Below are 20,638 nucleotides of genomic sequence, written 5' to 3'. Positions count from 1 at the left end.
TGATTCATGGGCTTCTTCGATCGGTTGAGCCGTCTGCTGCGCGCCAACCTCAACGACCTGGTGAGCAAGGCTGAGGACCCCGGGAAGATCCTGGATCAATCGGTGGCCGACATGCAGGCCGACCTGGTGAAGCTGCGCACGGCCGTGGCCACCGCCATCGCCAGCCAGAAGCGCATCCAGAACCAGGCCGAGCAGGCGGAGTCCCAGTCGAAAACCTGGTACGAACGGGCCGAGCTGGCGCTCAAGAAAGGTGAAGAGGATCTGGCCCGCGAAGCGCTCAGTCGCCGCAAGACCTACCAGGACACCGCCACCGCCCTGAACGCCCAGCTCAATGGCCAGGCCGGCCAGGTGGAGACGCTCAAGAAAAGCCTTCTGGCCCTCGAGGGCAAGATCGCCGAGGCCAAGACCAAAAAAGACATGCTCAAGGCCCGCTCCCAGGCCGCCCAGGCCCAGGAGCAGCTCCAGAGCGCCGTCAGCGGGCTGGGCACCAATTCCGCCATGGCCGCCTTCGAGCAGATGGAGGAGAAGGTGCTGCAGCAGGAGGCCCGCAGCCAGGCGGCCGCCGAGCTGGCCGGCGCCGATCTGGAAAGCCAGTTCGCCTCCCTCGAGGGCGGCAGCGACGTGGACGACGAACTGGCCGCCCTCAAGAATCGGCTCGAGGGCGGTGCGGCGGCCATCCCCCTGCTGGCCGCCGATGCTCCGCTGCCCAAGCTGGAGCCCGCCAAGGCAGCCCAGGTGGATGCGGAGCTCGAAGACCTCAAGCGCTCGATCGACAAGCTCTGATCGCCCCATCCGAGCGGCGAGCCTGGGCCTGAGCATCGGCTCGGTCCAGGACCACGCGTCCATACAATCGGCCCAGCTTCCGTTCGCCGCCGTGGCCGTCGCCGAGTTCAACGATGCCAATTTCCAGGCCGCCGTGCTCGATCAGCCCGGTGCGGTGCTCGTGGATGTCTGGGCCTCCTGGTGCGGCCCCTGCCTCCTGATGGCGCCGCTCATGGACTGGGCCGCCACCGCCTACGCGGCAACGTTGAGCGTCGGCAAGCTGGAATCCGATGCCAATCCCTTTAGCCGCGATGGCCAGAAGGTGCAGGGGCTGCCCACGTTGATCCTCTACCGGGGAGGCGTCGAGCTGGCACGCCACGAGGGGGCCATGGCCCAACCCCAGCTGCAGGCGTTCCTGGATGCACACCTCTGAGCGGCTGAGGCGTCTGGGCAGCGGCGTCTTCGCCCGCAACGACCAGCGCAAGGCTGCCTACGTCGATCGGCTGCGTGCGGGGCCCGTGGGCGGCAGGCCCCTGGCGCCGTTGCTGGATCTTTCCCTCGGCTCCACCGACCTCCAGCCCCCGCCCGGGGCGATCGCCGCCATCGCTGAAGCCCTGCGGCAGCCCGTCAGTTCCAGCTACTGCCTGCACGCCGCCACCGGTCCCTTCAGGGAGGCCGTGGCCGCCTGGGCCCACAGGCGTTTCGACGTGGCGGTGGATGCGGAGCGGGAGGTGCTGCTGCTGGTGGGCTCCCAGGAGGGCACCGCCCACCTGCCCCTGGCGGTGCTCAATCCAGGCGATTCAGCCCTGCTGCTGGATCCCTATTACCCCTCCCACCTGGGTGGCCTGCATCTCGCCTCGGCCGAGCCCCGTTTCCTGCGGCTGCGGCCGGAGCAGGGCTGGTGCCCGGATTTCGACCAACTGCCCGCCAGCGCCTGGGATCAGCTCAAGCTGATGGTGCTGGGCTTTCCCCACAACCCCACGGCCACCGTGGGCCAGCAGGCCTGGGTGGATGAGGCGGCGGAACGGGCGGTGCGCCATGGGCTGGTCTTCGCCCACGACAACCCCTACGTCGACCTGGTGCTCGAGGGGGAGGCCCCGGCGCTGCTGCGCAGCCCGCTCTGGCGCCAGTGCGGGATCGAATTCTTCTCCTTCTCCAAGGGCTGGTGCCTGGGGGGCTACCGGATGGCCTTCGCCATCGGCGCCGAAGCGCTGATCACGGCCCTGCGCCAGGTGAAGGCTGTGGTGGACTTCAACCAATCGCTGGCGCTTCAGGCCGGGGCGATCGCCGCCCTGGAGCAGGCTCCCGACTGGCCGGCCCAGCTGCTTGTCACCTATCGCCAACGGCGTGAGGCAATGGCGAAGGCCCTGGAGCGTCACGGCTGGCCGGTGCAATGGCCCCAGATGGCGCTCTACCTCTGGTTGGAGCTGCCACCGGCGGCTAGGGCCGCCGGCCTTGATTCCGAACGCTTCTGCGGCCAGCTGCTGGAGGCCACCGGCGTGGCCCTCACCCCTGGCAATGGCTTCGGGGCCCAGGGTGAGGGCTGGCAGCGGCTGGCGCTGGTGCATCCTGCGGCGGAGCTGGAGGCTGGCGCCGAGCGCATCGGCGCCTGGCTCTCGAGTCTGTGACTGAGTTGGCGAGCCCTTGATCGGGCGCATCGCCGCCGCACGCCTCCGGGTGCTGGGGAGGGCAGGCCCAGGCCTTCCCTGGCGACTGCAATGGCGAGCCGTCTGCGCCAGCACCGAATCAGAGCTGGAGCGCTGGTTGCTGGCCGGGGCTGACGCACCTCTGGCGGTGCTGGCGGGCCATCAGCGCTTTGGCCATGGTCAGCAGGGGCGGCCCTGGCAGGCCCCGTCCGGGGGGGTCTGGATCAGCGCCGCCCTGCCCTGGCCACCCCAGGTTGACGGCACGGCGGCCCTGGGGCTGGCGGTGGCGGTGGGGTTGGCGTTGCAGCTCGAAGCGCTCGGCCTGGAGCCGCGCCTGAAGTGGCCCAACGACCTACTGGTGCAGGGCGCCAAGGTGGCTGGTCTGTTGCCACGGCTGCGTCGCCGCGGGGAGCGGATCCGCTGGGCCCAGGTGGGTCTGGGTCTCAATGGGCACAATCCCGTGCCGCCGGGGGGGCTGGCCCTGGCCCGTGCCCTGGGCCGCCGCCGCCTCGATACCGCTGCGCTCTCTGCCCGGGCGTTGCTGGCCCTGGAGTGGGCCGCCGCCCATGCCCTGGCCCCTGAACGGGTGCGGCGGGAGGCGGAGGGTCGCCTGCTGCTGCCCGAGGCTCCCGTGCCGTTCGAGGGGGAGCTGTGGCGGGCCACCGGCCTGGCGAGCGACGGGGCCCTGGAGCTGGCCCTCGGTCCGCGGCGGGCCCAGCTGCGGCGCTGTTTCTAAGCTGCCCGGATCCGTTGGCCGTCCAGCCTTTGCCCCGCGCGCGCTCCCTGGTCCTGTTCGCCCTGGCTGCCGTCGCGCCCCTCGCTGGCTTGCCCCTGGCCTGGGCCCAGCAAGATCCGAGCGCCCCGGGGCCTGCGGCAGCCGCTCCTTCGGAGAGCCCAGGCCCCCTGCTGCCTCCCCCCCTGCTGCCGCCCCTGCCACCCCAGCGGGCCCCCGTTTCCGGCGCCGTGCAGGAGCCGCTGCGCCCCAACACCGGCCAGTGGTCTGGGGCGGAGACGGCCCCCCGCCGCTTTGATCAATCGCTGGATGAGCTGGTGCGCGAGGGGGTGGTGACCCCGAGCGAGCGCGCCCAGCTCCGCCAGGGTTCGATCCAGGTGCCGATCGATGTGCCCGCCCACCAGCAGGCCTGCCGCAGCGGCGCCCTTTCCGAGCAGGAATGCCGTTCGGGGCTGGCGATTCGCTGGCGCAGCCGCAATGGTGAGACAGGACTGGCCGGGGCCGGTGGGCTGGAGCGGATCGGTCCCGATGGGATGCCCCTGCCTCAGATCACCGTGCCGGTGTCCGCTCTGCTCGCGGGCAGCGGTGGCAGCTTCAACCTGGCCCAGGTGTTCGGGGTCACGCCCCGGCCAGCGCCGCTGATCGGCAACGGCAACCGCCTGTTGCTGTTTCCGATCATCGGATCCGCCCTCACCACCAGCAACTTCGGCTGGCGCCTGCATCCGGTGCTGGGCAGCTGGCTGATGCATGCCGGCCGTGACCTGGCGGCCCCGGAGGGCACCCCCGTGGTGGCGGCCCTCAGCGGAAGGGTGGTGAGCAGCGGCCTGGCCGGGGGCTATGGCATCGCCGTGGAGCTGGAGCACCAGCGCCCCACCCGCCGCACCCTCTACGGCCATCTCTCGGAGATCTACGTCAAGGAGGGGGACTGGGTGCGCCAGGGGGACGTGATCGCCCGGGTGGGCAGCACCGGGCTGAGCACCGGTCCCCACCTGCACTTCGAGCTGCGCCTGCCCCAGGACGGCGGCTGGGTGGCGGTGGATCCGGGCGAACTCGACCCCGGCAAGGGTTCCGCCGGCAGCGATGCGATCGCCCTGCTGATGGGGCAGTTGCTGCAGACTCTGGAGCGGCCCAGGGCCGCCGCGCCCCAGGCCAAGGCGGGTTGAGCCCGGGCCTCAGCCGGCGATGCGGCCGTCCCGGAAGTGGACGATGCGCTGGGCCCGGGCCGCCACATCGTCTTCGTGGGTGACGATCACCACGGTGATTCCCTGGTCATGGAGCTCGTCAAGGATTCCCAGCACCTCGGCCGTGGTGCGCGAATCGAGGGCGCCGGTGGGTTCATCCGCCAGCAGCATCGCCGGATGGTTGATCATCGCCCGGGCGATCGCCACCCGCTGCTGCTGGCCGCCGGAGAGCTGGTTGGGCTTGTTCTGCAGGCGCGCCCCCAATCCGACGCGCTCGAGGGCTTCTTTGGCCCTCTGGGCCCGTTGCTCGGGTTCCACGCCGGCGTAGATCATCGGCAACATCACATTTTCGAGGGCGCTCATGTGGGCCAGCAGATGGAACTGCTGGAAGACGAAGCCCAGTTCCCTGTTGCGCAGCGCCGCCAGTTCGTCGTCGTCGAGTTCATTGACGGCGATGCCGTTGAGGCGGTAGCTGCCGCTGCTGGGACGATCCAGGCAGCCCAGGATGTTCATCGCCGTGGATTTTCCCGAGCCGGAGGTGCCCATCACCGCCAGGTAATCACCGCGCCCCACGCTCAGGCTGAGGTCGTCAAGGGCATGAACTTCGGTGTCACCCTGCCCGTAAACCTTGCTGACGTGGATCAGCTCAGCGACCGCTTCACTCAAGGGATCCTCAACCGGTGGCGACCGAGAGGCCTGAGGCAATCGCCCGTTGCAGCATCGGCGTGCCGGCGACCGTGGCGCTGGCCCAGTTGAAGAGTGGATTCGAGAGCACCCCGCCCACGGCGGTGATCAGCACGCAGGCCACCAGCGCTGTGCGCAGGGAGGGCATGCCGGCCACCGACCAAGTGATTTCGGGATAGGCCTTGACGGCGTCGGACGCTTCCTGGGGCTCCTTCACCACCATCATCTTGATCACGGAGATGTAGTAATAAATCGACACCACCGAGGTGATCAGGCCCACCACCACCAGCAGGTACTGGTGGTCGGCCCAGCCGGCGAAGAAGAGATAGATCTTGCCGAAGAAGCCCAGCATCGGCGGAATCCCTCCGAGCGAGAGCAGGCAGAGGCTGAGGCCCAGGGTGATCAGCGGATCTTTCTGATACAGGCCGGCGTAGTCGGAGATGCGATCGCTGCCGGTGCGCAGCGAGAACAGAATGATGCAGGCGAAGGCCCCCAGGTTCATGAACAGGTAGGCCGCCATGTAGAGCACCATGGCCGAGAAGCCCTCTTCGGTGCCGCACACCAGGCCGATCATCACGAAGCCCGCCTGGCCGATGGAGCTGTAGGCCAGCATCCGTTTCATCGAGGTCTGGGCCAGGGCGACCACGTTGCCCAGGGTCATGCTCAGGATCGCCAGCACGGTGAACAGCAGCTTCCACTGGGTTTCAAAGCTGTCGAAGCAGCCCACCAGCAGGCGCAGGGCCAGGGCGAAGCCCGCCGCTTTCGAGCCCACCGAAAGGAAGGCCACCACAGGAGTGGGGGAGCCTTCGTAGACGTCCGGGGTCCACTGGTGGAACGGAACAGCGGCGATCTTGAACGCCACCGTGGCCAGCACGAACACCAGGGCCAGGGCGGTGACGGGGGTTTCGCTGGTCTTGAGGGCCAGGGCCACCGCATCGAGACCGGTGGCGCCGCCGGTGAGCCCGTAGAGCAGCGAGGCGCCGTAGAGGAACACGGCCGCCGCCGCCGAGCCCACCAGCAGATATTTCAGGGCCGCCTCTGAGGAGCGGGCATCCCGCTTCATGTAGCCCGACAGCAGGTAGCTGGAGACCGAGAGAGTTTCCAGGGAAATGAAGATGCTGATCAGATCCGTGGATCCGCAGAGGAACATCGCTCCGAGGGTGGCGGCCAGCAGGATCGCGGCGTACTCCCCCACCGGCGTGCCGCTGCTTTCCACGTAGCGCCAGCTGATCAGCAGCGACAGCAGGGTGGAGCCGGCCACCACGGCACGGAAGGCCACAGCGAGGTTGTCGGCCAGGAACGAGCCGAGGAACGAGGGCTCCAGGGGGGCATTCCACTGCAGTGCCAGCAGCACCAGGGAGGCGACCAGGCCGGCGTAGCAGATCGGGGGCACCCACTGGCTGGCCACCCGTTCTCCGGCCAGGTCCACCAGCAGACAGCCCACCAGGGCGAACAGCACAGCCACTTCCGGAGCGATCGCCCCAGCGTTCAGCTGCAAGCTGGTGATCGTCGGGGCCACATCGGCGAGGGCACCAATCAGCGTCATGTCAGCGGAAATGGGGGGCCGGTGGTGCGGACTGTAGTCGTCATGGAACGCCCATGTCGCCATCGCGGGCCGGCGGTGCGATAAAGAGGGAGCCGGTTTTTCGCCTGCCTGTGGCGCACACCCTGGTCATCGTCGAGAGCCCCACGAAGGCCCGCACCATCCGTGGATTCCTTCCCAAGGACTTCAAGGTGGAGGCTTCGATGGGCCATGTGCGCGACCTGCCCAACAACGCCAGCGAGATTCCGGCCGCCTACAAGGGCGAGAAGTGGTCGAACCTGGGCGTCAACACCAGCAACGACTTCGAGCCCCTCTACGTGGTGCCGAAGGACAAGAAAAAAATCGTCAAGGAGCTCAAGGACGCCCTCAAGGGCGCCGATCGACTGCTGCTGGCGACGGACGAGGACCGGGAAGGGGAGAGCATCAGCTGGCACCTGCTGCAGCTGCTCAACCCCAAGGTGCCGGTCAAGCGCATGGTGTTCCACGAGATCACCAAGGAGGCGATCGCCAAGGCCCTTGACCAGACCCGCGAGCTGGACATGGAGTTGGTCCATGCGCAGGAGACCCGCCGCATCCTCGATCGCCTGGTGGGCTACACCCTTTCGCCCCTGCTCTGGAAGAAAGTGGCCTGGGGCCTCTCGGCCGGCCGGGTGCAGTCGGTGGCGGTGCGGCTGCTGGTGCAGCGGGAGCGGGCCCGGCGGGCCTTCCGCAGCGGCAGCTACTGGGACCTCAAGGCTCAGTTGGAGCAGGGGAGCGGCCGTTTCGAGGCCAAGCTCACCCATCTGTTGGGCGAGCGCATCGCCGGTGGCTCCGATTTCGATGAGACCACCGGCGCCCTCAAGGCCGGCAGCAAGGTGAAGCTGCTCAGTGAAGTCGAGGCCACGGCCCTGCGCGCGGCGGTGCAGGCGGGCGCCTGGCGGGTGGCGGAGGTGGAAGAGAAGCCCACCCTGCGCAAACCCGTGCCGCCCTTCACCACCAGCACCCTGCAGCAGGAGTCCAACCGCAAGTTGCGGCTCTCGGCCCGCGACACCATGCGCACCGCCCAGGGGCTCTACGAACGCGGCTTCATCACCTACATGCGCACCGACTCGGTGCACCTCTCGGAGCAGGCGATCAGCGCCGCCCGCAGCTGCGTGGCCGAGAAGTACGGCAAGGATTACCTCAGCCCGGCCCCGCGTCAGTTCTCCACCAAGAGCCGCAACGCCCAGGAGGCCCACGAGGCGATCCGCCCCTCGGGCGATCGCTTCCGCACCCCCAACGAGACCGGCCTCGAGGGCAAGGATCTATCGCTCTACGAGCTGATCTGGAAGCGCACCGTGGCCAGCCAGATGGCTGACGCCCGCCTGACCATGCTCAGCGTGGGACTGGAGGTGGCCGGCGCCAGTTTCCGGGCCTCCGGCAAGCGCATCGATTTCCCCGGCTTCTTCCGCGCCTACGTGGAAGGCAGTGACGATCCCGACGCCGCCCTCGAGGGCCAGGAGGTGCTGCTGCCCGCCCTGGCGGTGGGCGATTCCCCCGCCTGCCGGGGGGTGGAGGCCCTGGGCCACCAGACCCAGCCCCCGGCCCGTTACAGCGAGGCGGCGCTGGTGAAGATGCTCGAAAAAGAGGGCATCGGCCGCCCCTCCACCTACGCCAGCATCATCGGCACGATCGTCGACCGGGGCTACGCCACCCTCGCCAATAACTCCCTCACCCCCAGCTTTACGGCGTTTGCCGTCACCGCCCTGCTGGAGGAGCATTTCCCGGATCTGGTGGACACCAGCTTCACGGCGCGGATGGAGACCACCCTCGATGAGATCTCCACCGGCAAGGAGCGCTGGCTGCCCTACCTGACCAAGTTCTTCAAGGGCGAGGGCGGCCTGGAAACCCAGGTGGCCCAGCGGGAGGGCGACATCGACCCCACCGCCTCACGCACGATTCAGCTGGAGGGGTTGCCCTGTGTGGTGCGCATCGGCCGCTTCGGCGCCTACCTGGAGGCCAAGCGTGTGGCCGAGGACGGCACCGAGGAACTGGTCAAGGCCACCCTGCCCCAGGAGGTCACCCCCGCCGATCTGGATGCCGACCATGCCGAGCAGATCCTGCGCCAGAAGACCGAGGGCCCCGAAAGCCTCGGCGAAGACCCCGAAACCGGCGAGCTGGTGTACCTGCTCTTCGGCCAGTACGGGCCCTACGTGCAGAAGGGCCAGGTCAGCGACGAGAACCCCAAGCCCAAGCGCGCCTCCCTGCCCAAGGGGGTCAAACCCGAGGACTTCAGCCTTGAGGATGCCCTCGGCTTGCTGCGACTGCCGCGCCTGCTGGGGGATCACCCTGAGGGCGGCAAGGTGCAGGCGGGCCTGGGCCGCTTCGGCCCCTATGTGGTGCACGACAAGGGCAAGGGGGAGAAGGAGTTCCGCTCGCTCAAGGCCGAGGACGACGTGCTGAGCGTGGCTCTGGAGCGGGCGATCGAGCTGCTGGCCCAGCCCAAGCGCGGCCGCGGCGGCCGCACCGCCCTCAAGGACCTGGGCGCCCCCGAGGGCGACTCCGAAACCATCCAGGTGTTTGACGGCCCCTACGGCCTCTATGTCAAACAGGGCAAGGTGAACGCCTCGCTGCCGGAGGGCAAGGGCGCCGAGGAGATCACCCTGGCCGAGGCGATCGAGCTGCTGGCGGCCAAGGCGGCGACGGGCAAGGCCAGCAAAGCGGCCAGCCGCAAGGCGGCGGCAACGAAGTCGGCGGCAACCAAGTCGGCTGCAACCAAGGCGGCGAGCAAGCCCCGAGCGGCCTCCCGGTCGACCGCCACCAAGGCCGCCAGCCCGAAGGCCCCGGCGCTCCCCAAGGCGAGCCGCAGCGGCAAGCCCCGGGCCGGTGCGGTGCGCATCATCAAGGCCGCCAGCAGTTGAGCCGGCTCGGTCGTCCTGGTTCCTTCAGCCCCACCGGGCCCTGGGCCGGTTCGGCTCTGGGCCTGGCGGCCCTGCTTGCCCTCGGGGGCTGCGGCAGCACCACGATCGGCCGGCGGCTGTCCAGCAGCTTTGAGGCACCGCCGCCGGCGGTGCTCTCTGGTGCGGGCACCCCTGGCGCCACGGGAGCTTCGAGCTCGACGGCGGAACCTGCCACGACCCAGCCAGCGGCACCAGCAGAGGCCCAGCCGGCCAGCCCGTCAACCTCCCCGCCAGGCGCTGAGCCCAAGGCCGCCGGGGCCAAGCCTGCGCAGCCCCCGCTGTCCCCATCACCAACGGCTGCCCAGGCCCGTCCATCCGCGGCAAGGGGCGCCGCTCCCGTCCCCTATCGGGTCACGATCAAGCTGCCCGCTGCGGATCCCTCCGCCCCCGCCGAGGTGGTCACCGAGGCCCTGCGGGCCGCAGGCGTGCGCTTCGAGGTGGAGACGATCGAGCGCATCCGCTCCGGCCCAGCGGCCGCACCATCCGTCACTGCGGCCCCCGCCCCGTCACCCCTGGTGACCCCGGCTCCCCCGGCCCGCTGAGTTCGATCCGATGCCGCCCCCGCCGCGCAGCCTCAGCCGACGTCAGGCCCGCCAGCTGATGGAGACCGCCTACCTGGCCTCGGCCACGGCCCTGCTCTGGGTGGCGCTCTATTACCTGCCCGTGGGCGGCCCCCTGTTCCGGCTGGCCCTGCCCCTGCCCCTGGCGTTGCTGCTGCTGCGCAACGGCTGGCGCTGCGGCGCCGAGGGGGTGCTGGTGGCGCTGTTGCTGCTGGTGGCGCTGATGGGGCCGATCAGGGGGCCGCTGATGCTGTTCCCCTACGGCCTGCTGGCCCTGTGGCTGGGCTGGGGCTGGAGCCGCCGGCTCAGTTGGTGGCTCACCTGGGGCGTTGGAACGTTGATCGGCGCGCTGGGGTTTCTGGTGCGGGTGGCGGTGCTCTCGGTGCTGGTGGGGGAGAACCTCTGGGTGGTGATCACCAACGCCGCCGCCGGTCTGCTCGATCAGCTCGCCGGCCTGCTCAACCTCGGCGGTGGACCCGAACTGATCGCCGTGCAGCTGATGGCCCTGGGCCTGGTGCTGTTCCAGAACCTGATCTACGTGCTGGCCCTGCACGCCTTCGCCTACTGGATCTTTCCTCGCCTCCAAGCCCCCATCAGCGAGCCCCCCGAGCTGCTGCGCTCCCTGGTGGCCCTCGACCCGCTCTGAGTCCGGTGGGCCCACGGCAACTCTGCGGTGATCCCGTCCTGGGGGCGCAATGGTGCGCGCGGGTGGCGGCCCAGGCCCGCCGCGCCCGGGTGCTGCTGCTGCTGGCGGGTACCGACACGGCCGCCGTGGAGGGCATCTCCGCCGCCGGGGCCACCGCCGTCTCCCGTCGCCTCACCGCCGCCGCCGATGCGGAGCTGCTGCTGCTGGGGCCCCTGGCCCACCGCCCCCATGCCCTGCCGCCGCTGCCGGCGGGTGTCAGCCCGGCGTTGATCAGCCAGGTGGTTTGCGCGGGCCTGGAGCTCGAGCCCCTGGTGATCGACCTGGGGGCCCCGATCGCCCCCGCGGTGCCCCACGTGCGGTTGCTGCAGGCGCCCGCCCGTTGCCTGAGCACAGGCTCCGCTCTCGATCCCGCTCAGGTGCAGCGCCTGCTGGCCCTGGGCCGCCGCTGGGGCCGTCGGCCCTCGGCGGTTCCGCTGGTGCTGGCGGAGTGCGTGCCGGGGGGCACCAGCACGGCCCAGGCGCTGCTCACGGGCCTGGGCATCGCGGCGGCGGGGCTGGTGAGCGGCAGCCTCCGGGAGCCGGCCCACCGGCTCAAGGCGGAACTGGTGGAGCGGGGGCTGGGGGCCGCTGGTCTGGGTGGCCGCTCCGCTGCACGAGGCGGCGCGGTCGATCCGTTGGCGGTGGTGACCGCCGTGGGGGACGCCATGCAGGTGCTCGCGGCGGCCCTGGTGCTGGCGGCCGCGGAGCAGGGCCGCCCGGTGCTGCTGGCGGGCGGCAGCCAGATGGCCGCCGTGCTCGCCCTGGCGCTGGCCCTGGCGCCCGCCCACCAGCGCCAGCAGCTGGCTGGGCAGGTTGCCCTGGGCACCACGGCCTGGGTGGCCACAGAGCCCCAGAGCGATCTGGCCCTGTTGCTGGAGTGGATCGGACGGCGCTGGGGCGTGGCTCCCCTGGCCTTTGCCGCCGGCCTGCGCTTTGGCGCTTGCCGCAGCCGCGCCCTGCGCGACTACGAGGACGGCTACGTCAAGGAAGGGGTGGGGGCGGGCGGGCTGGCCCTGCTCTGGGAGCTGAGCGGCCGCAGCCCGCAGTCCCTGGCCGAGGCCTGTGATCGGGCCTGCGGGCAGCTCCTGGGCGGCACCTAGGGTCGGCCCCATGACCGCTCCGCCGCTCTCCCGCCGCCAGCTGCTGCGCCTCTCGGCCCTGGGCGCCGTGGGGCTGCTGGCGGGCTGCGCTGATGGCCGGTCCCCTCAGCTGCTCAGCTCCAGCGGCCAGTTCCCCGCCGCCTGGCTCAAGCGCCTGCCCTCCCCCTGGCAGGCCCGGCGACTGGAGACGGCCGCCGCCGTGATCGGGGCGGCAACGCAGCCCCGCAGCGCCCTGTTGCAACTGGGGGATGGCTGGGCCCAGACCCTTGAGCCCGCCGCCCTGCAGGCCTTTGAGCCCGCGGCCGCCCTGGAGGGCCTGCTGAGCCAGGCCGAAGCGGTGAGCCGCCTGTTCCGCGTCGGCCCGCCCGTGGCGTTGCCCTGGGCCTTCGGCACCTGGCTGCTGCTGCTGCGCAGTCGACCGGATCTGGCCACGCAGCCCGACCGGGGCTGGGATCTGCTGCTGGATCCCTCGCTGAAGCAACAACTGGTGCTGCCCTCCAGCCCGCGCGTGGTGATCGAGCTGGCCCTGCGTCAGCTGGGTCTGGCCAGTGCCGAGGCCGGCGCCCTGGAGGATTCGCGCCTGCCCGCCCAGCTGGCACGGCTGCGGCGCCAGGCCCTGGCCTTTGATGAGCGCGATGGGCTGAACCTGCTGCTGGCTGGGAACGCCCAGGCGGCGGTGCTGCCCAGCCAGGTGGTGCTGCCGCTGCTGCGCCGTGATCTCCGCCTGGTGGCCCTGTTGCCCGAGAGCGGCTCCCCCCTGTGGTGGAACCTGTTGCTGCGGCCGGCGGGGGAGCATCCCGCCCCCCCCCTGGAGTGGCTGCGGGAGAGTCGCTCACCTCCCCTGCTCGATCGCTTGCTCAGCGGCGGTTGGGTGCCGCCCCTGCCCCGGGAGCGCCTCGGGGCCTCCCTGGCCCTTTGGCCGAGGGAGCAGGCCCGTCTGCTCTACCCCGAGGCCGCCGTGCTGGAGCGTTGCAACAGCCTCGCTCCGCTCAGCCCCGCCGAGCGCCAGCGCTACCAGCGGCTCTGGGATCAGACGGCCGCCTGAGCCGCCTTCGGCTCCCCCTGGCTTATTCCTCAGCCCCAGAGCCGCCGCCGCGGGGCCTCTACTAGGCGGGCGTGGGTGTCGGCGAGCAGATCGGGGATGGCCAGCCCATGGGGGCAGCGGGGCAGGCAGTCGCCGCAGCGCTGGCAGGCACTGGCGTTGAGGGTTTCCCACCAGTGGCCGGCGCGGCCGATCAGGTTGTAGCGCTCGCGGGCGAAGGCCCCCATGCCGTGGCCCAGGGCCAGGTTGCGCAGCCGCAACAACTCGGGGATCGGCACCTCGTTGGGGCAGGGCAGGCAGGCCCGGCACTGGCCGCAGCGCTCCGCCCCCAGCCGCTCGGCGGCTCGCCGCTCCAGCTGCTCCAAAGCGGCCCTTTCGCTGGCCCCGAGGGGTTCTATGGCCCCCGCCAGGCGCTTCGCCCAGTCCAGATCGCCCGGTGCGGCGGCCCCCAGGCTCAAAGAACTGATCCCCTGGGCCAGCAGGAAGCGGTAGGCCAGCTCCAGGGGGTGATGGGGCTGGCAGTCGCCCACCAGCTCAGCGGGCGGGTCGTAGAGCCGACCGCCCTTGTCGGCGGGGGAGATGGCCAGCACCCCCAGGCCGGCGGCCAGGGCCGCCTGGGCCAGGGGCAGCCGCTGGGGGTCGAACAGATGCAGGTGCAGGCTGCAGAAGCCGAAGCGGCCGCTGGCCAGGGCCGCCTCGATCAGGTCGTTGTCGCCGTGGCTGCTGAAGCCCACCTGGCCCACCAGCCCTTCCCCCAGGGCCCAGCGCAGCAGCTCGGAGCCCTCACCGCCTAGGGCCCAGCCCAGGTGCTCCGGGAGGTTCAACCCATGGACCGCCAGGTTGTCGAGCCGCTTCACCCCCAGGCGCGCGAGGCAGTCGCGTAACTGGAGCTGGCCCTGCTCCAGGGGCACCCCCGGCAGCAGCTTGCTGGTGATCACCAGCGCTGGGCGCGGCACCGCCAGCAGGCGCAGGGCCTCCCCCAGGAAGCCCTCGGCAGGGCCATAGGCGGGGGCCGTTTCCAGGTGGTTGATGCCGCAGGCCAGGGCGGCCGAGAGCACCGCCCGCATCTGCTCCAGGCCGTTCACCGCCCGCATGGTGCCGAGGGTGAACAGGGAGACATCAGGGCTGCCTGGGCCGAAGGGCCGGCGGGCCGCCAGGGCCTCGCTCACGCGGGGGGGGTGTCGGTGTCCTGGTCCTGCTGGGCCCGCTTCAGGTTGCGCACCAGTTCGGCCGGGCTGACGCCCTCGAGGAAGCGACGGAAATCCTCCTGGTCCTCGGCGTCGGCGTCGGCATCGACGGGGATCGAGGCGTCGGCGACCACCTCCTCCAGCATCCAGATGCCGCTGCCGGTGCGCAGGGCCAGGGCAATGGCGTCACTGGGACGGGCATCCAGTTCAGTGGCGTCCCCTTCGGCGTCGGTGAGTTTGAGCACCGCCCGGAAGGTGTTGTCCTCAATGGCGTGGATGATCACCCGCTCGAGGGTGAGACCCCCCAGGACCATCAGTTCGGCCATCAGGTCGTGGCTGAGGGGGCGGGGTGGCTTCTGGCCGCCAAGCCCCACCAGGATGTTCTGGGCCTGGGCCTGGTCGATCCAGATCGGCACCTGGCGCCGGCCGGATGGATCCCTCAGCAGCACGATCGGGCTGCGGCTCGCCGCATCGAGAGCGATTCCGGCGACGCCCATTTCGACCATGGTGCTGACGCATGGGCCTTCGACGATTATGGCCATCGGCGAGGGGTGGGAGATGTTCACCGGTCTCATTCAGGCGGTCGGACACCTGCGCCCCTGGGCGGCGGGGGTGGAGGTGCGCGAGGCCGCTGCCCTGGGGCCCCTGGCCCTGGGGGACAGCATCGCCGTCGACGGGGTCTGCCTGACGGTGGCCTCCCTGGTGAGCGATGGCTTCCGCGCCGACGTCAGCGAGGAGACCCTGGGACGCACCACCCTGGCCAGCAAGGCGCAGCGGGGGGCGGCCGTCAATCTGGAGCCGGCCCTGCGGTTGAGCGACCGGCTTGGTGGCCATCTGGTGAGCGGGCACGTGGATGGCCTAGGCACCGTGGCCGCGATCGAGCGTCAGCCGGCCTCCTGGCGCCTGGTGGTGCGCTGGCAGGACCCCGCCTATGGCCGCTACGTCTGCGAGAAGGCCAGCATCGCCATCGATGGCATCAGCCTGACCGTGGCCGGTTGCGACCCCACAGGGGCCGAATTCTGGATCGCGGTGATTCCCCACACCTGGACCTCCACCACGCTGCAGCACCTCCAGCAGGGGGATGCGGTGCATCTGGAGGCGGACCTGCTGGCCAAGTACACCGAACGGCTGTTGGCGGACAGCCGATCGGGACCCAGGCCCACCCGGCCCATGGCCGAGCCGCCCCTCGATCGCGGCTGGCTGGCCGAGCAGGGCTGGGGCTGAGTCCCCAGGGCTGAAGTTGGTTGGAAGCCGTTGCCGTGACTACGGTTCAGTCGGCAGCGATCTCCGCTCGCCTTCGCGACGTTCCCTTGAACCTCCCGGCCATGACCTCAGAGCGCTCCACAGCTTCCCTGCGCTCCCTGCGGGCCTTCACCGTGGCCGAGGGGATCTTGATGCTGGTGCTCGGGGTGCTGGCCCTGGTGTTTCCGGTGCTGGCCTCCTTCGGGGCCACGGTGTTGATTGCTGTGGTCTTCCTGGTGGCGGGCCTGGTGGGCTGGATCAACAACCTGGTGCGCTCCAGGCAGATCGGCCGCTGGATCAGCTTCTGGCGTCTGGTGGTCTCCACCCTGTTCTTGGTGGCCGGGATCTGGATCCTCACCAGCGCCGGTCAGGGGGTGGTGGGGGCGGCCCGGCAGGTGGCCACCCTGGCCCTGGCGGTGGGACTGGTGTTCCTGGTGGAAGGTCTGGTGGCGGTGGTGGTGGCCCTCACCAACACCCGCACCAAGGGTTGGGGCTGGGGGCTGCTCAACGGCCTGGTGACCGTGGGGCTGGGCCTGCTGATCGTGACCATGCACTTCGGCGGGCTGTTGCAGGTGCTGGGGGTGCTGGTGGGGATCAGCTTTCTGTTCAGCGGCCTCGATCTGCTGGTGTTCAGCTCCAGCTTCCACCTCCTGGTCCCGAACGAAGGGCCCCAGGGTGGCCCGTCGGCTCAGCCGATCGAACCCTCCTGATCAGCCGGAGCGCTGGATTCCTCCAGCGGCACCAGAGTGATCGAGCCGGTTTCGCGGTGGATCTCGATGCGGAACTCCTGGCCGGGTTGCAGGCCCAGGCGGCGGGTGTAGGCATTGCCGATCAGCAGATTGCCGTTGCCGTGCACCCGCGTGCGGAACTCCGCCTGGCGTCCCTTGGTGGGCCCGGCCTCGGCGGCGGGCACGCGGTAGCCCCTGGCTTCCACCAGGGCGCGATGGAAACTCTTCTTGAGCACCCGTCCACTGGGTCCCACGTAGCCACAGGCCCGGGCGATCTGCTCCTCGGGGCGGTTGCTCAGGGAGCGGGCCTTCTCCAGCAGAGCCTTCCCTTCCAGCATTGATTGGGAACTTTCAATGGATTGATTCTGCCCAGTTGGCTGCGGGGACTGCAAGAACGAAGGCCATGCCCTCACTGGTTTCGTCTCTGGGAACACCACCGAAGCGCCGATGACGCCCTCTCCTCTGTTCCCGCTCAGCCCAGGGGTGCGGGAGTTGAGCCGCCGCCAGCAGAGGCCCGTTCAGGCGCTCACAGGAGCTGCGGCGCTTCGCAGGGTTCCTGCCCCGAACATGTTGAGCCCGATGGGCTCAAGGGCTTCGTTGTGAGCGATTGCACATGATTGGCCGGCCAAAGCTGATGGGAAAGCCGCTGATCTCGGAGCCTCAGAAATCACCGCTACCGTGCCCGAACGGCGAAGGGGGAAAGGGTGAGCGCAGCGTTCCAGCGCCATGGCCCGACCATGGCGCGTTTGACCCTGCTCACGGCCCACCTGGTGGTGGCGCTGGTGGCGCTGGTGGCGATCGGAGGAGCCACCCGTGTCATGGAGGCGGGGCTCGCCTGCCCCGATTGGCCCCTTTGTTACGGCAGCCTTTTCCCCGGCAGCCGCCTCTCGCTGCAAGTCTTTCTGGAATGGTTCCACCGCCTCGATGCCTTCCTGGTGGGTGTGGCGCTGCTGGTGTTGTTCGGCTTCAGCCTCTGGCGCCGCAGGGAGCTGCCGGCCGCGCTTCCCTGGGGCGCTGGTCTGGCCCTGGCTCTGGTGGCCTTCCAGGGGGGGCTGGGCGCCCTCACGGTGCTCCAGTTGTTGCCCGCCGGGATCGTCACCGCCCACCTCGGCACTGCCCTGGTGCTGGTGGCCCTGGTGAGCGGCCTGCATCAGATCCTTGAGGCATCAGCCCAGGGCCTCAGGCCCCAGGGCGCGGGAGCGCCCCGCTGGTGGCCTGCCCTGGCGGTCGTCGCCACCACCTGTGTTCTGGCCCAGTGCCTGCTTGGGGGCGCCATGGCCAGCCAGTGGGCCGCCGGCCGCTGCCTGGCTGCCGGCGAGTCCTGCGGCTGGCTGCTGGCCCATCGCCAGGGGGCACCCCTGGCGGCAACGGCCGTGCTCGTTCTGGCCGGCGCCACGGCCCTGGCTCCCCCCTGGCCCGGCCGGCCCCGGGGGCTGGCTTTGCTAGCCGCTGTGCTTGTCGCGCTTCAGATCGCCCTGGGTGTCTGGAGCCTGCGGCTGACCCTGGCCGTGCCCGCGGTCACCGTGCTCCATCAGCTCACGGCAGCCCTGCTGGTGGCGGTGCTGGCGGCCCTCAGCGTTCGCGGCGGGTTCCTTCCGATGCCCCTGGCGGACGATTCGGCCACCGCAGGCCTGGAGGTGTCCCGTGGTTAGCGCCGCCCCTCCGGCTCTGGTTCCCCCGGGCCCGCTGCCCCCCAGCCTGGAGCAGCCTGCGCCCGCGCGGACCCGACGGCCCCTGCCCCCCTGGCTGGAGATCGTCAAGCCGCGGCTGATCCCCCTGCTGCTGGCCACCACCTTGGGGGGGATGGCCCTCTCCGATGGCTGGCCCCTGCCCGCGGGACGACTGGCCTGCACCCTGGCGGGTGGGGCCCTGGCCGCGGCCTCGGCGGGGGTGCTCAATTGCCTCTGGGAGGAAGGTCTTGATGGGCGTATGCAGCGCACCAGCGGCCGGGCCCTGCCCTCCGGCCGGCTCTCGTCTCGCTATGCCTTCGCCCTGGCGGTGACCCTGGCCCTGGCGGCGACGGGTCTGCTGCTGGCGGGGGTCAATGGCCTGGCCGCCGGCCTGTCGCTGCTGGGGCTCTGCAGTTACGTGCTGCTCTACACGGTGCTGCTCAAGCCGCGCACCCCCCAGAACATCGTCATCGGCGGGGTGGCCGGCGCGATTCCCCCCCTGGTGGGCTCGGCGGCGGCCACGGGAGCGCTGGGGTGGGGGGGCTGGTGGCTGTTCAGCCTGGTGATGCTCTGGACCCCCGCCCATTTCTGGGCCCTGGCCCTGCTGCTCCGGGAGGACTACCGCTCCGTGGGTATTCCGATGCTGCCGGTGGTGGCCGGGCCGGTGCTCACCGTTCGGGCGATCGGCCACTACGCCCGCGCCACGGCGCTGTTCAGCCTGGCCGGAATCGTCGCCCTGCCGGCCGGGGGCCTGCTCTACGGGCTGCTGGTGCTGCCCTTCAATGCCCGGCTGCTGCAGCTGGTGGCTGATTTGCAGCGGGATCCCGATGATCCCAAGCGGGCCCGCAGGCTGTTCGCCTGGTCGATTCTCTACCTGTTCGGCATTTGCCTGCTGCTGCTGCTCTCCCGCCTGCCAGCGGCGGAGCTGTTCGGCCGCCAGGGGTCCGAACTCCTGCTGGGGGCGCTGCCCTTCTTACATTGATCCGATTGGACCGCTGAGCGCCAGGGAGTCGCCTTGATCGAGCTGCACAACCTCAGCAAGCGCTACGGATCGGTGGAGGCCCTGCGGGGGCTGTCGCTGAAGGTGCCCCAGGGCACCCTCTTCGGGCTCCTGGGTCCCAATGGCGCCGGCAAAACCACCGCCTTGCGCATCATCGCCACCCTGCTGGCTCCTGACGCCGGCACGGTGCGGGTGGGGGGCCTTGATGCCCTGGTCGAACCCCGCGCCGTGCGCGAGCTGCTGGGTTATGTGGCCCAAGACGTGGCGATCGACAAAATTCTGACCGGACGGGAGCTTCTGGAGCTTCAAGGTGACCTCTACCACATGGTTTCAGCGGAGCGGGACCGGCGCATCGCTGAGCTGGTGGGGCTGCTGGCCATGGAGGGTTGGATCGACCGCCGCTGCGGCAGCTACTCCGGCGGGATGCGCCGCCGGCTCGATCTGGCCTGCGGTCTGCTGCACCGCCCGGCCTTACTGGTGCTGGATGAACCCACCGTCGGCCTCGACATCGAGAGCCGCTCGGCGATCTGGCAGGTGCTGCGCCAACTGCGGGACCAGGGCACCACGGTGCTGCTCAGCAGCCACTACCTCGAGGAGATCGATGCCCTGGCGGACCGGCTGGCGATCATCGAGGGGGGGCAGGTGATCGCCGAAGGGGCCCCTGCGGAACTCAAGGCCGCCCTTGGCGGCGACCGGGTGACGCTGCGGGTGCGGGAATTCAGTGATGAGCAGGAGGCCCTGAAGCTGCAGGCCCTGGTGCGGGGCTGCCAGGGGGTGCGCCAGGTGGTGGTGAACCGGGCCCAGGGCTTCTCCCTCAACTTGGTGGTGGAGCACGACGGGGTGGTCGAAGCGCTCAGGCGCCAACTGCTGGAGGCCCACTGGCCCGTGTTCGCCTTGGCCCAGAGCCGCCCCAGCCTCGATGACGTCTACCTGCAGGCCACCGGCCGCACGCTCATGGATGCGGAGCTGGCGGTCGCCGGCAGCCGCGATCCCAAGGCGGAGCGCAAGCAGGCCATGCGCTGAACCGCCCGCTGACCCGTCCCGTTTCCCGGTCCCGTTGTCCAAAATTTCCTTCGCTGTCCGCCGATGACCAGCGCTCCCTCGCTTCTGGCCCCCTCCCCCAGCCCCGCGGCGGGCCGTTCGGCCCTGGCGGACCTGAGCCAAGAGACCCTGGCGCTCACCAAGCGCCTGTTTCTGCAACTGGCGCGGCGCCCCAGCACCCTGGTGGCCGGGGTGCTTCAGCCTTTGATCTGGCTGGTGCTGTTCGGGGCCCTGTTCGCCAACGCGCCGGCGGGCCTGCTGCCGGACGGCATGAGCTATGGCCGCTTTCTTGGGGCCGGAGTGATCGTGTTCACCGCTTTCAGCGCCGCCCTCAACGCCGGTCTGCCGCTGATGTTTGATCGGGAATTCGGCTTCCTGAACCGGCTGCTGGTGGCGCCCCTGCGCTCCCGCTTTTCAATCGTGCTGGCCTCGGTGCTCTACATCACCAGCCTGAGCCTGGCGCAGAGCGTGGCAATCATGGGCACCGCCGCCCTGCTGGGCTACGGCTGGCCGGGTGGTGCCGGCCTGGTGCTGGTGCTGGTCACCCTGCTGCTGCTGGTGTTCGCCGTCACCGCCTTGAGCCTGGGGCTGGCCTTCGCCCTGCCGGGCCACATCGAGCTGATCGCCGTGATCTTCGTGGCCAACCTGCCGCTGCTGTTCGCAAGCACCGCGCTGGCACCAATTTCCTTCATGCCCCCCTGGTTGGGCTGGCTTGCGGCCCTTAATCCCCTTACCTTCGCGATTGAGCCCATTCGTGCGGCCTACGCGGGGGCCTTCGCGCTCTCCGATGTGGTGCTCGTCGCGCCCTATGGCTCCCTGACCGCCTCCCATTGCCTGCTGGTGCTCGCCGTTCTGGCGCTGTCCCTGTTTCTGCTGATCCGTCCCCTGCTGGATCGCAAGCTCACCTGACTTCCCC

Annotated in this window: 21 protein-coding genes; 16 read left to right on the top strand and 5 right to left on the bottom strand. The window is 70.3% G+C overall.

The window, feature by feature from the left end; all coding sequences use genetic code 11:
• Positions 1-6 precede the first annotated feature (6 nt).
• From KBZ13_RS01070 to KBZ13_RS01050, 5 genes are all read left to right on the top strand, one after another.
• Entirely contained in the window at positions 7-783 is a 777-nt protein-coding gene (locus tag KBZ13_RS01070; protein ID WP_255005175.1) for a PspA/IM30 family protein, read from the top strand.
• 91 nt (positions 784-874) lie between these two features.
• Entirely contained in the window at positions 875-1,195 is a 321-nt protein-coding gene (locus KBZ13_RS01065; RefSeq protein WP_255005173.1) for a thioredoxin family protein, read from the top strand.
• Positions 1,182-2,390, top strand: a complete 1,209-nt coding sequence (locus KBZ13_RS01060) for an aminotransferase class I/II-fold pyridoxal phosphate-dependent enzyme (protein ID WP_255005172.1) — start codon at positions 1,182-1,184, stop codon at positions 2,388-2,390. Before KBZ13_RS01065 ends, KBZ13_RS01060 begins: the two co-directional genes overlap by 14 nt.
• Before the next feature lie 16 nt (positions 2,391-2,406).
• Positions 2,407-3,144, top strand: coding sequence for a biotin--[acetyl-CoA-carboxylase] ligase (locus KBZ13_RS01055; RefSeq protein ID WP_255005167.1), 738 nt, complete (start codon positions 2,407-2,409; stop codon positions 3,142-3,144).
• Between the two features lie 29 nt (positions 3,145-3,173).
• A complete protein-coding gene (locus tag KBZ13_RS01050) occupies positions 3,174-4,304 on the top strand; it encodes a M23 family metallopeptidase (RefSeq protein ID WP_409995587.1) in 1,131 nt (376 codons plus the stop codon).
• 9 nt (positions 4,305-4,313) lie between these two features.
• Here the strand turns inward: KBZ13_RS01050 and KBZ13_RS01045 are convergent, their stop codons facing one another.
• Positions 4,314-4,988 carry an ABC transporter ATP-binding protein gene (locus KBZ13_RS01045; RefSeq protein WP_255005162.1) on the bottom strand — a complete coding sequence of 225 codons (675 nt, stop codon included), beginning with the start codon at positions 4,986-4,988 and terminating at the stop codon, positions 4,314-4,316.
• A gap of 7 nt (positions 4,989-4,995) precedes the next feature.
• On the bottom strand, positions 4,996-6,552 hold the full coding sequence (locus KBZ13_RS01040; protein ID WP_255005160.1) for an NAD(P)H-quinone oxidoreductase subunit N: 1,557 nt from the start codon (positions 6,550-6,552) through the stop codon (positions 4,996-4,998).
• Between the two features lie 110 nt (positions 6,553-6,662).
• On the opposite strand from KBZ13_RS01040, the gene topA reads away from it, so the two are divergent.
• Genes topA through KBZ13_RS01015 form a run of 5 tightly spaced genes read left to right on the top strand, consistent with a single transcriptional unit; the run spans position 6,663 to position 12,857 of the window.
• Positions 6,663-9,428, top strand: coding sequence for a type I DNA topoisomerase (gene topA, locus KBZ13_RS01035; RefSeq protein WP_255005159.1), 2,766 nt, complete (start codon positions 6,663-6,665; stop codon positions 9,426-9,428).
• On the top strand, positions 9,425-10,009 hold the full coding sequence (locus KBZ13_RS01030; RefSeq protein ID WP_255005156.1) for a hypothetical protein: 585 nt from the start codon (positions 9,425-9,427) through the stop codon (positions 10,007-10,009). Before topA ends, KBZ13_RS01030 begins: the two co-directional genes overlap by 4 nt.
• A 10-nt stretch (positions 10,010-10,019) precedes the next feature.
• Entirely contained in the window at positions 10,020-10,673 is a 654-nt protein-coding gene (locus KBZ13_RS01025; RefSeq protein ID WP_255005155.1) for a DUF2232 domain-containing protein, read from the top strand.
• Positions 10,674-10,678: 5 nt separating this feature from the next.
• Positions 10,679-11,812 carry a nicotinate mononucleotide-dependent phosphoribosyltransferase CobT gene (cobT, locus tag KBZ13_RS01020; protein ID WP_255005153.1) on the top strand — a complete coding sequence of 378 codons (1,134 nt, stop codon included), beginning with the start codon at positions 10,679-10,681 and terminating at the stop codon, positions 11,810-11,812.
• Positions 11,813-11,822: 10 nt separating this feature from the next.
• Positions 11,823-12,857 carry a hypothetical protein gene (locus KBZ13_RS01015; protein ID WP_255005152.1) on the top strand — a complete coding sequence of 345 codons (1,035 nt, stop codon included), beginning with the start codon at positions 11,823-11,825 and terminating at the stop codon, positions 12,855-12,857.
• 29 nt (positions 12,858-12,886) lie between these two features.
• Here the strand turns inward: KBZ13_RS01015 and KBZ13_RS01010 are convergent, their stop codons facing one another.
• Together KBZ13_RS01010 and KBZ13_RS01005 are read right to left on the bottom strand one after the other, a co-directional pair.
• Complete coding sequence (locus tag KBZ13_RS01010) at positions 12,887-13,948, bottom strand: aldo/keto reductase (RefSeq protein WP_255005856.1); 1,062 nt, start codon at positions 13,946-13,948, stop codon at positions 12,887-12,889.
• Between the two features lie 71 nt (positions 13,949-14,019).
• Positions 14,020-14,547, bottom strand: coding sequence for a bifunctional nuclease family protein (locus tag KBZ13_RS01005; protein ID WP_255005846.1), 528 nt, complete (start codon positions 14,545-14,547; stop codon positions 14,020-14,022).
• Positions 14,548-14,599: 52 nt separating this feature from the next.
• Between KBZ13_RS01005 and KBZ13_RS01000 the strand changes: the two genes are divergently transcribed.
• Positions 14,600-15,265, top strand: coding sequence for a riboflavin synthase (locus KBZ13_RS01000; RefSeq protein WP_255005150.1), 666 nt, complete (start codon positions 14,600-14,602; stop codon positions 15,263-15,265).
• A 101-nt stretch (positions 15,266-15,366) separates the two neighbouring features.
• Positions 15,367-15,993: an HdeD family acid-resistance protein gene (locus tag KBZ13_RS00995; protein WP_255005147.1), complete on the top strand. Its 627-nt coding sequence runs from the start codon at positions 15,367-15,369 to the stop codon at positions 15,991-15,993.
• Here the strand turns inward: KBZ13_RS00995 and KBZ13_RS00990 are convergent.
• A complete protein-coding gene (locus KBZ13_RS00990) occupies positions 15,972-16,349 on the bottom strand; it encodes an AbrB family transcriptional regulator (RefSeq protein WP_255005145.1) in 378 nt (125 codons plus the stop codon). The two genes, KBZ13_RS00995 and KBZ13_RS00990, sit on opposite strands and share 22 nt — an antisense overlap.
• Before the next feature lie 399 nt (positions 16,350-16,748).
• Between KBZ13_RS00990 and KBZ13_RS00985 the strand changes: the two genes are divergently transcribed.
• The 4 genes from KBZ13_RS00985 to KBZ13_RS00970 all read left to right on the top strand — a co-directional run bounded on the left by KBZ13_RS00985 (position 16,749) and on the right by KBZ13_RS00970 (position 20,631).
• On the top strand, positions 16,749-17,663 hold the full coding sequence (locus KBZ13_RS00985; RefSeq protein ID WP_255005144.1) for a COX15/CtaA family protein: 915 nt from the start codon (positions 16,749-16,751) through the stop codon (positions 17,661-17,663).
• On the top strand, positions 17,656-18,663 hold the full coding sequence (locus KBZ13_RS00980) for a heme o synthase (RefSeq protein ID WP_409995586.1): 1,008 nt from the start codon (positions 17,656-17,658) through the stop codon (positions 18,661-18,663). Before KBZ13_RS00985 ends, KBZ13_RS00980 begins: the two co-directional genes overlap by 8 nt.
• Positions 18,664-18,696: 33 nt before the next feature.
• Positions 18,697-19,704 carry an ATP-binding cassette domain-containing protein gene (locus KBZ13_RS00975; RefSeq protein ID WP_255005142.1) on the top strand — a complete coding sequence of 336 codons (1,008 nt, stop codon included), beginning with the start codon at positions 18,697-18,699 and terminating at the stop codon, positions 19,702-19,704.
• A gap of 63 nt (positions 19,705-19,767) precedes the next feature.
• Positions 19,768-20,631: an ABC transporter permease gene (locus KBZ13_RS00970; protein ID WP_255005139.1), complete on the top strand. Its 864-nt coding sequence runs from the start codon at positions 19,768-19,770 to the stop codon at positions 20,629-20,631.
• The last annotated feature ends 7 nt before the right edge of the window (positions 20,632-20,638 follow it).

The organism is Cyanobium sp. ATX 6F1 (genome assembly GCF_024346315.1).
Taxonomy (GTDB): Bacteria; Cyanobacteriota; Cyanobacteriia; order PCC-6307; family Cyanobiaceae; genus ATX-6F1.
This window is presented reverse-complemented; position numbering and strand designations above follow the sequence as displayed.

Excerpts from the sequence above, each read along its gene's own strand:
- KBZ13_RS01005 (WP_255005846.1), bottom strand. The coding sequence starts at position 14,547 with ATGGTCGAAATGGGCGTCGCCGGAATCGCTCTCGATGCGGCGAGCCGC.
- KBZ13_RS01070 (WP_255005175.1), top strand. The coding sequence starts at position 7 with ATGGGCTTCTTCGATCGGTTGAGCCGTCTGCTGCGCGCCAACCTCAAC.
- KBZ13_RS00985 (WP_255005144.1), top strand. The coding sequence starts at position 16,749 with ATGGCGCGTTTGACCCTGCTCACGGCCCACCTGGTGGTGGCGCTGGTG.
- KBZ13_RS01040 (WP_255005160.1), bottom strand. The coding sequence starts at position 6,552 with ATGACGCTGATTGGTGCCCTCGCCGATGTGGCCCCGACGATCACCAGC.
- KBZ13_RS01060 (WP_255005172.1), top strand. The coding sequence starts at position 1,182 with ATGCACACCTCTGAGCGGCTGAGGCGTCTGGGCAGCGGCGTCTTCGCC.
- KBZ13_RS01010 (WP_255005856.1), bottom strand. The coding sequence starts at position 13,948 with ATGCGGGCGGTGAACGGCCTGGAGCAGATGCGGGCGGTGCTCTCGGCC.
- KBZ13_RS00970 (WP_255005139.1), top strand. The coding sequence starts at position 19,768 with ATGACCAGCGCTCCCTCGCTTCTGGCCCCCTCCCCCAGCCCCGCGGCG.
- KBZ13_RS00990 (WP_255005145.1), bottom strand. The coding sequence starts at position 16,349 with ATGCTGGAAGGGAAGGCTCTGCTGGAGAAGGCCCGCTCCCTGAGCAAC.
- KBZ13_RS01015 (WP_255005152.1), top strand. The coding sequence starts at position 11,823 with ATGACCGCTCCGCCGCTCTCCCGCCGCCAGCTGCTGCGCCTCTCGGCC.
- KBZ13_RS00995 (WP_255005147.1), top strand. The coding sequence starts at position 15,367 with ATGACCTCAGAGCGCTCCACAGCTTCCCTGCGCTCCCTGCGGGCCTTC.
- KBZ13_RS01025 (WP_255005155.1), top strand. The coding sequence starts at position 10,020 with ATGCCGCCCCCGCCGCGCAGCCTCAGCCGACGTCAGGCCCGCCAGCTG.
- KBZ13_RS01000 (WP_255005150.1), top strand. The coding sequence starts at position 14,600 with ATGTTCACCGGTCTCATTCAGGCGGTCGGACACCTGCGCCCCTGGGCG.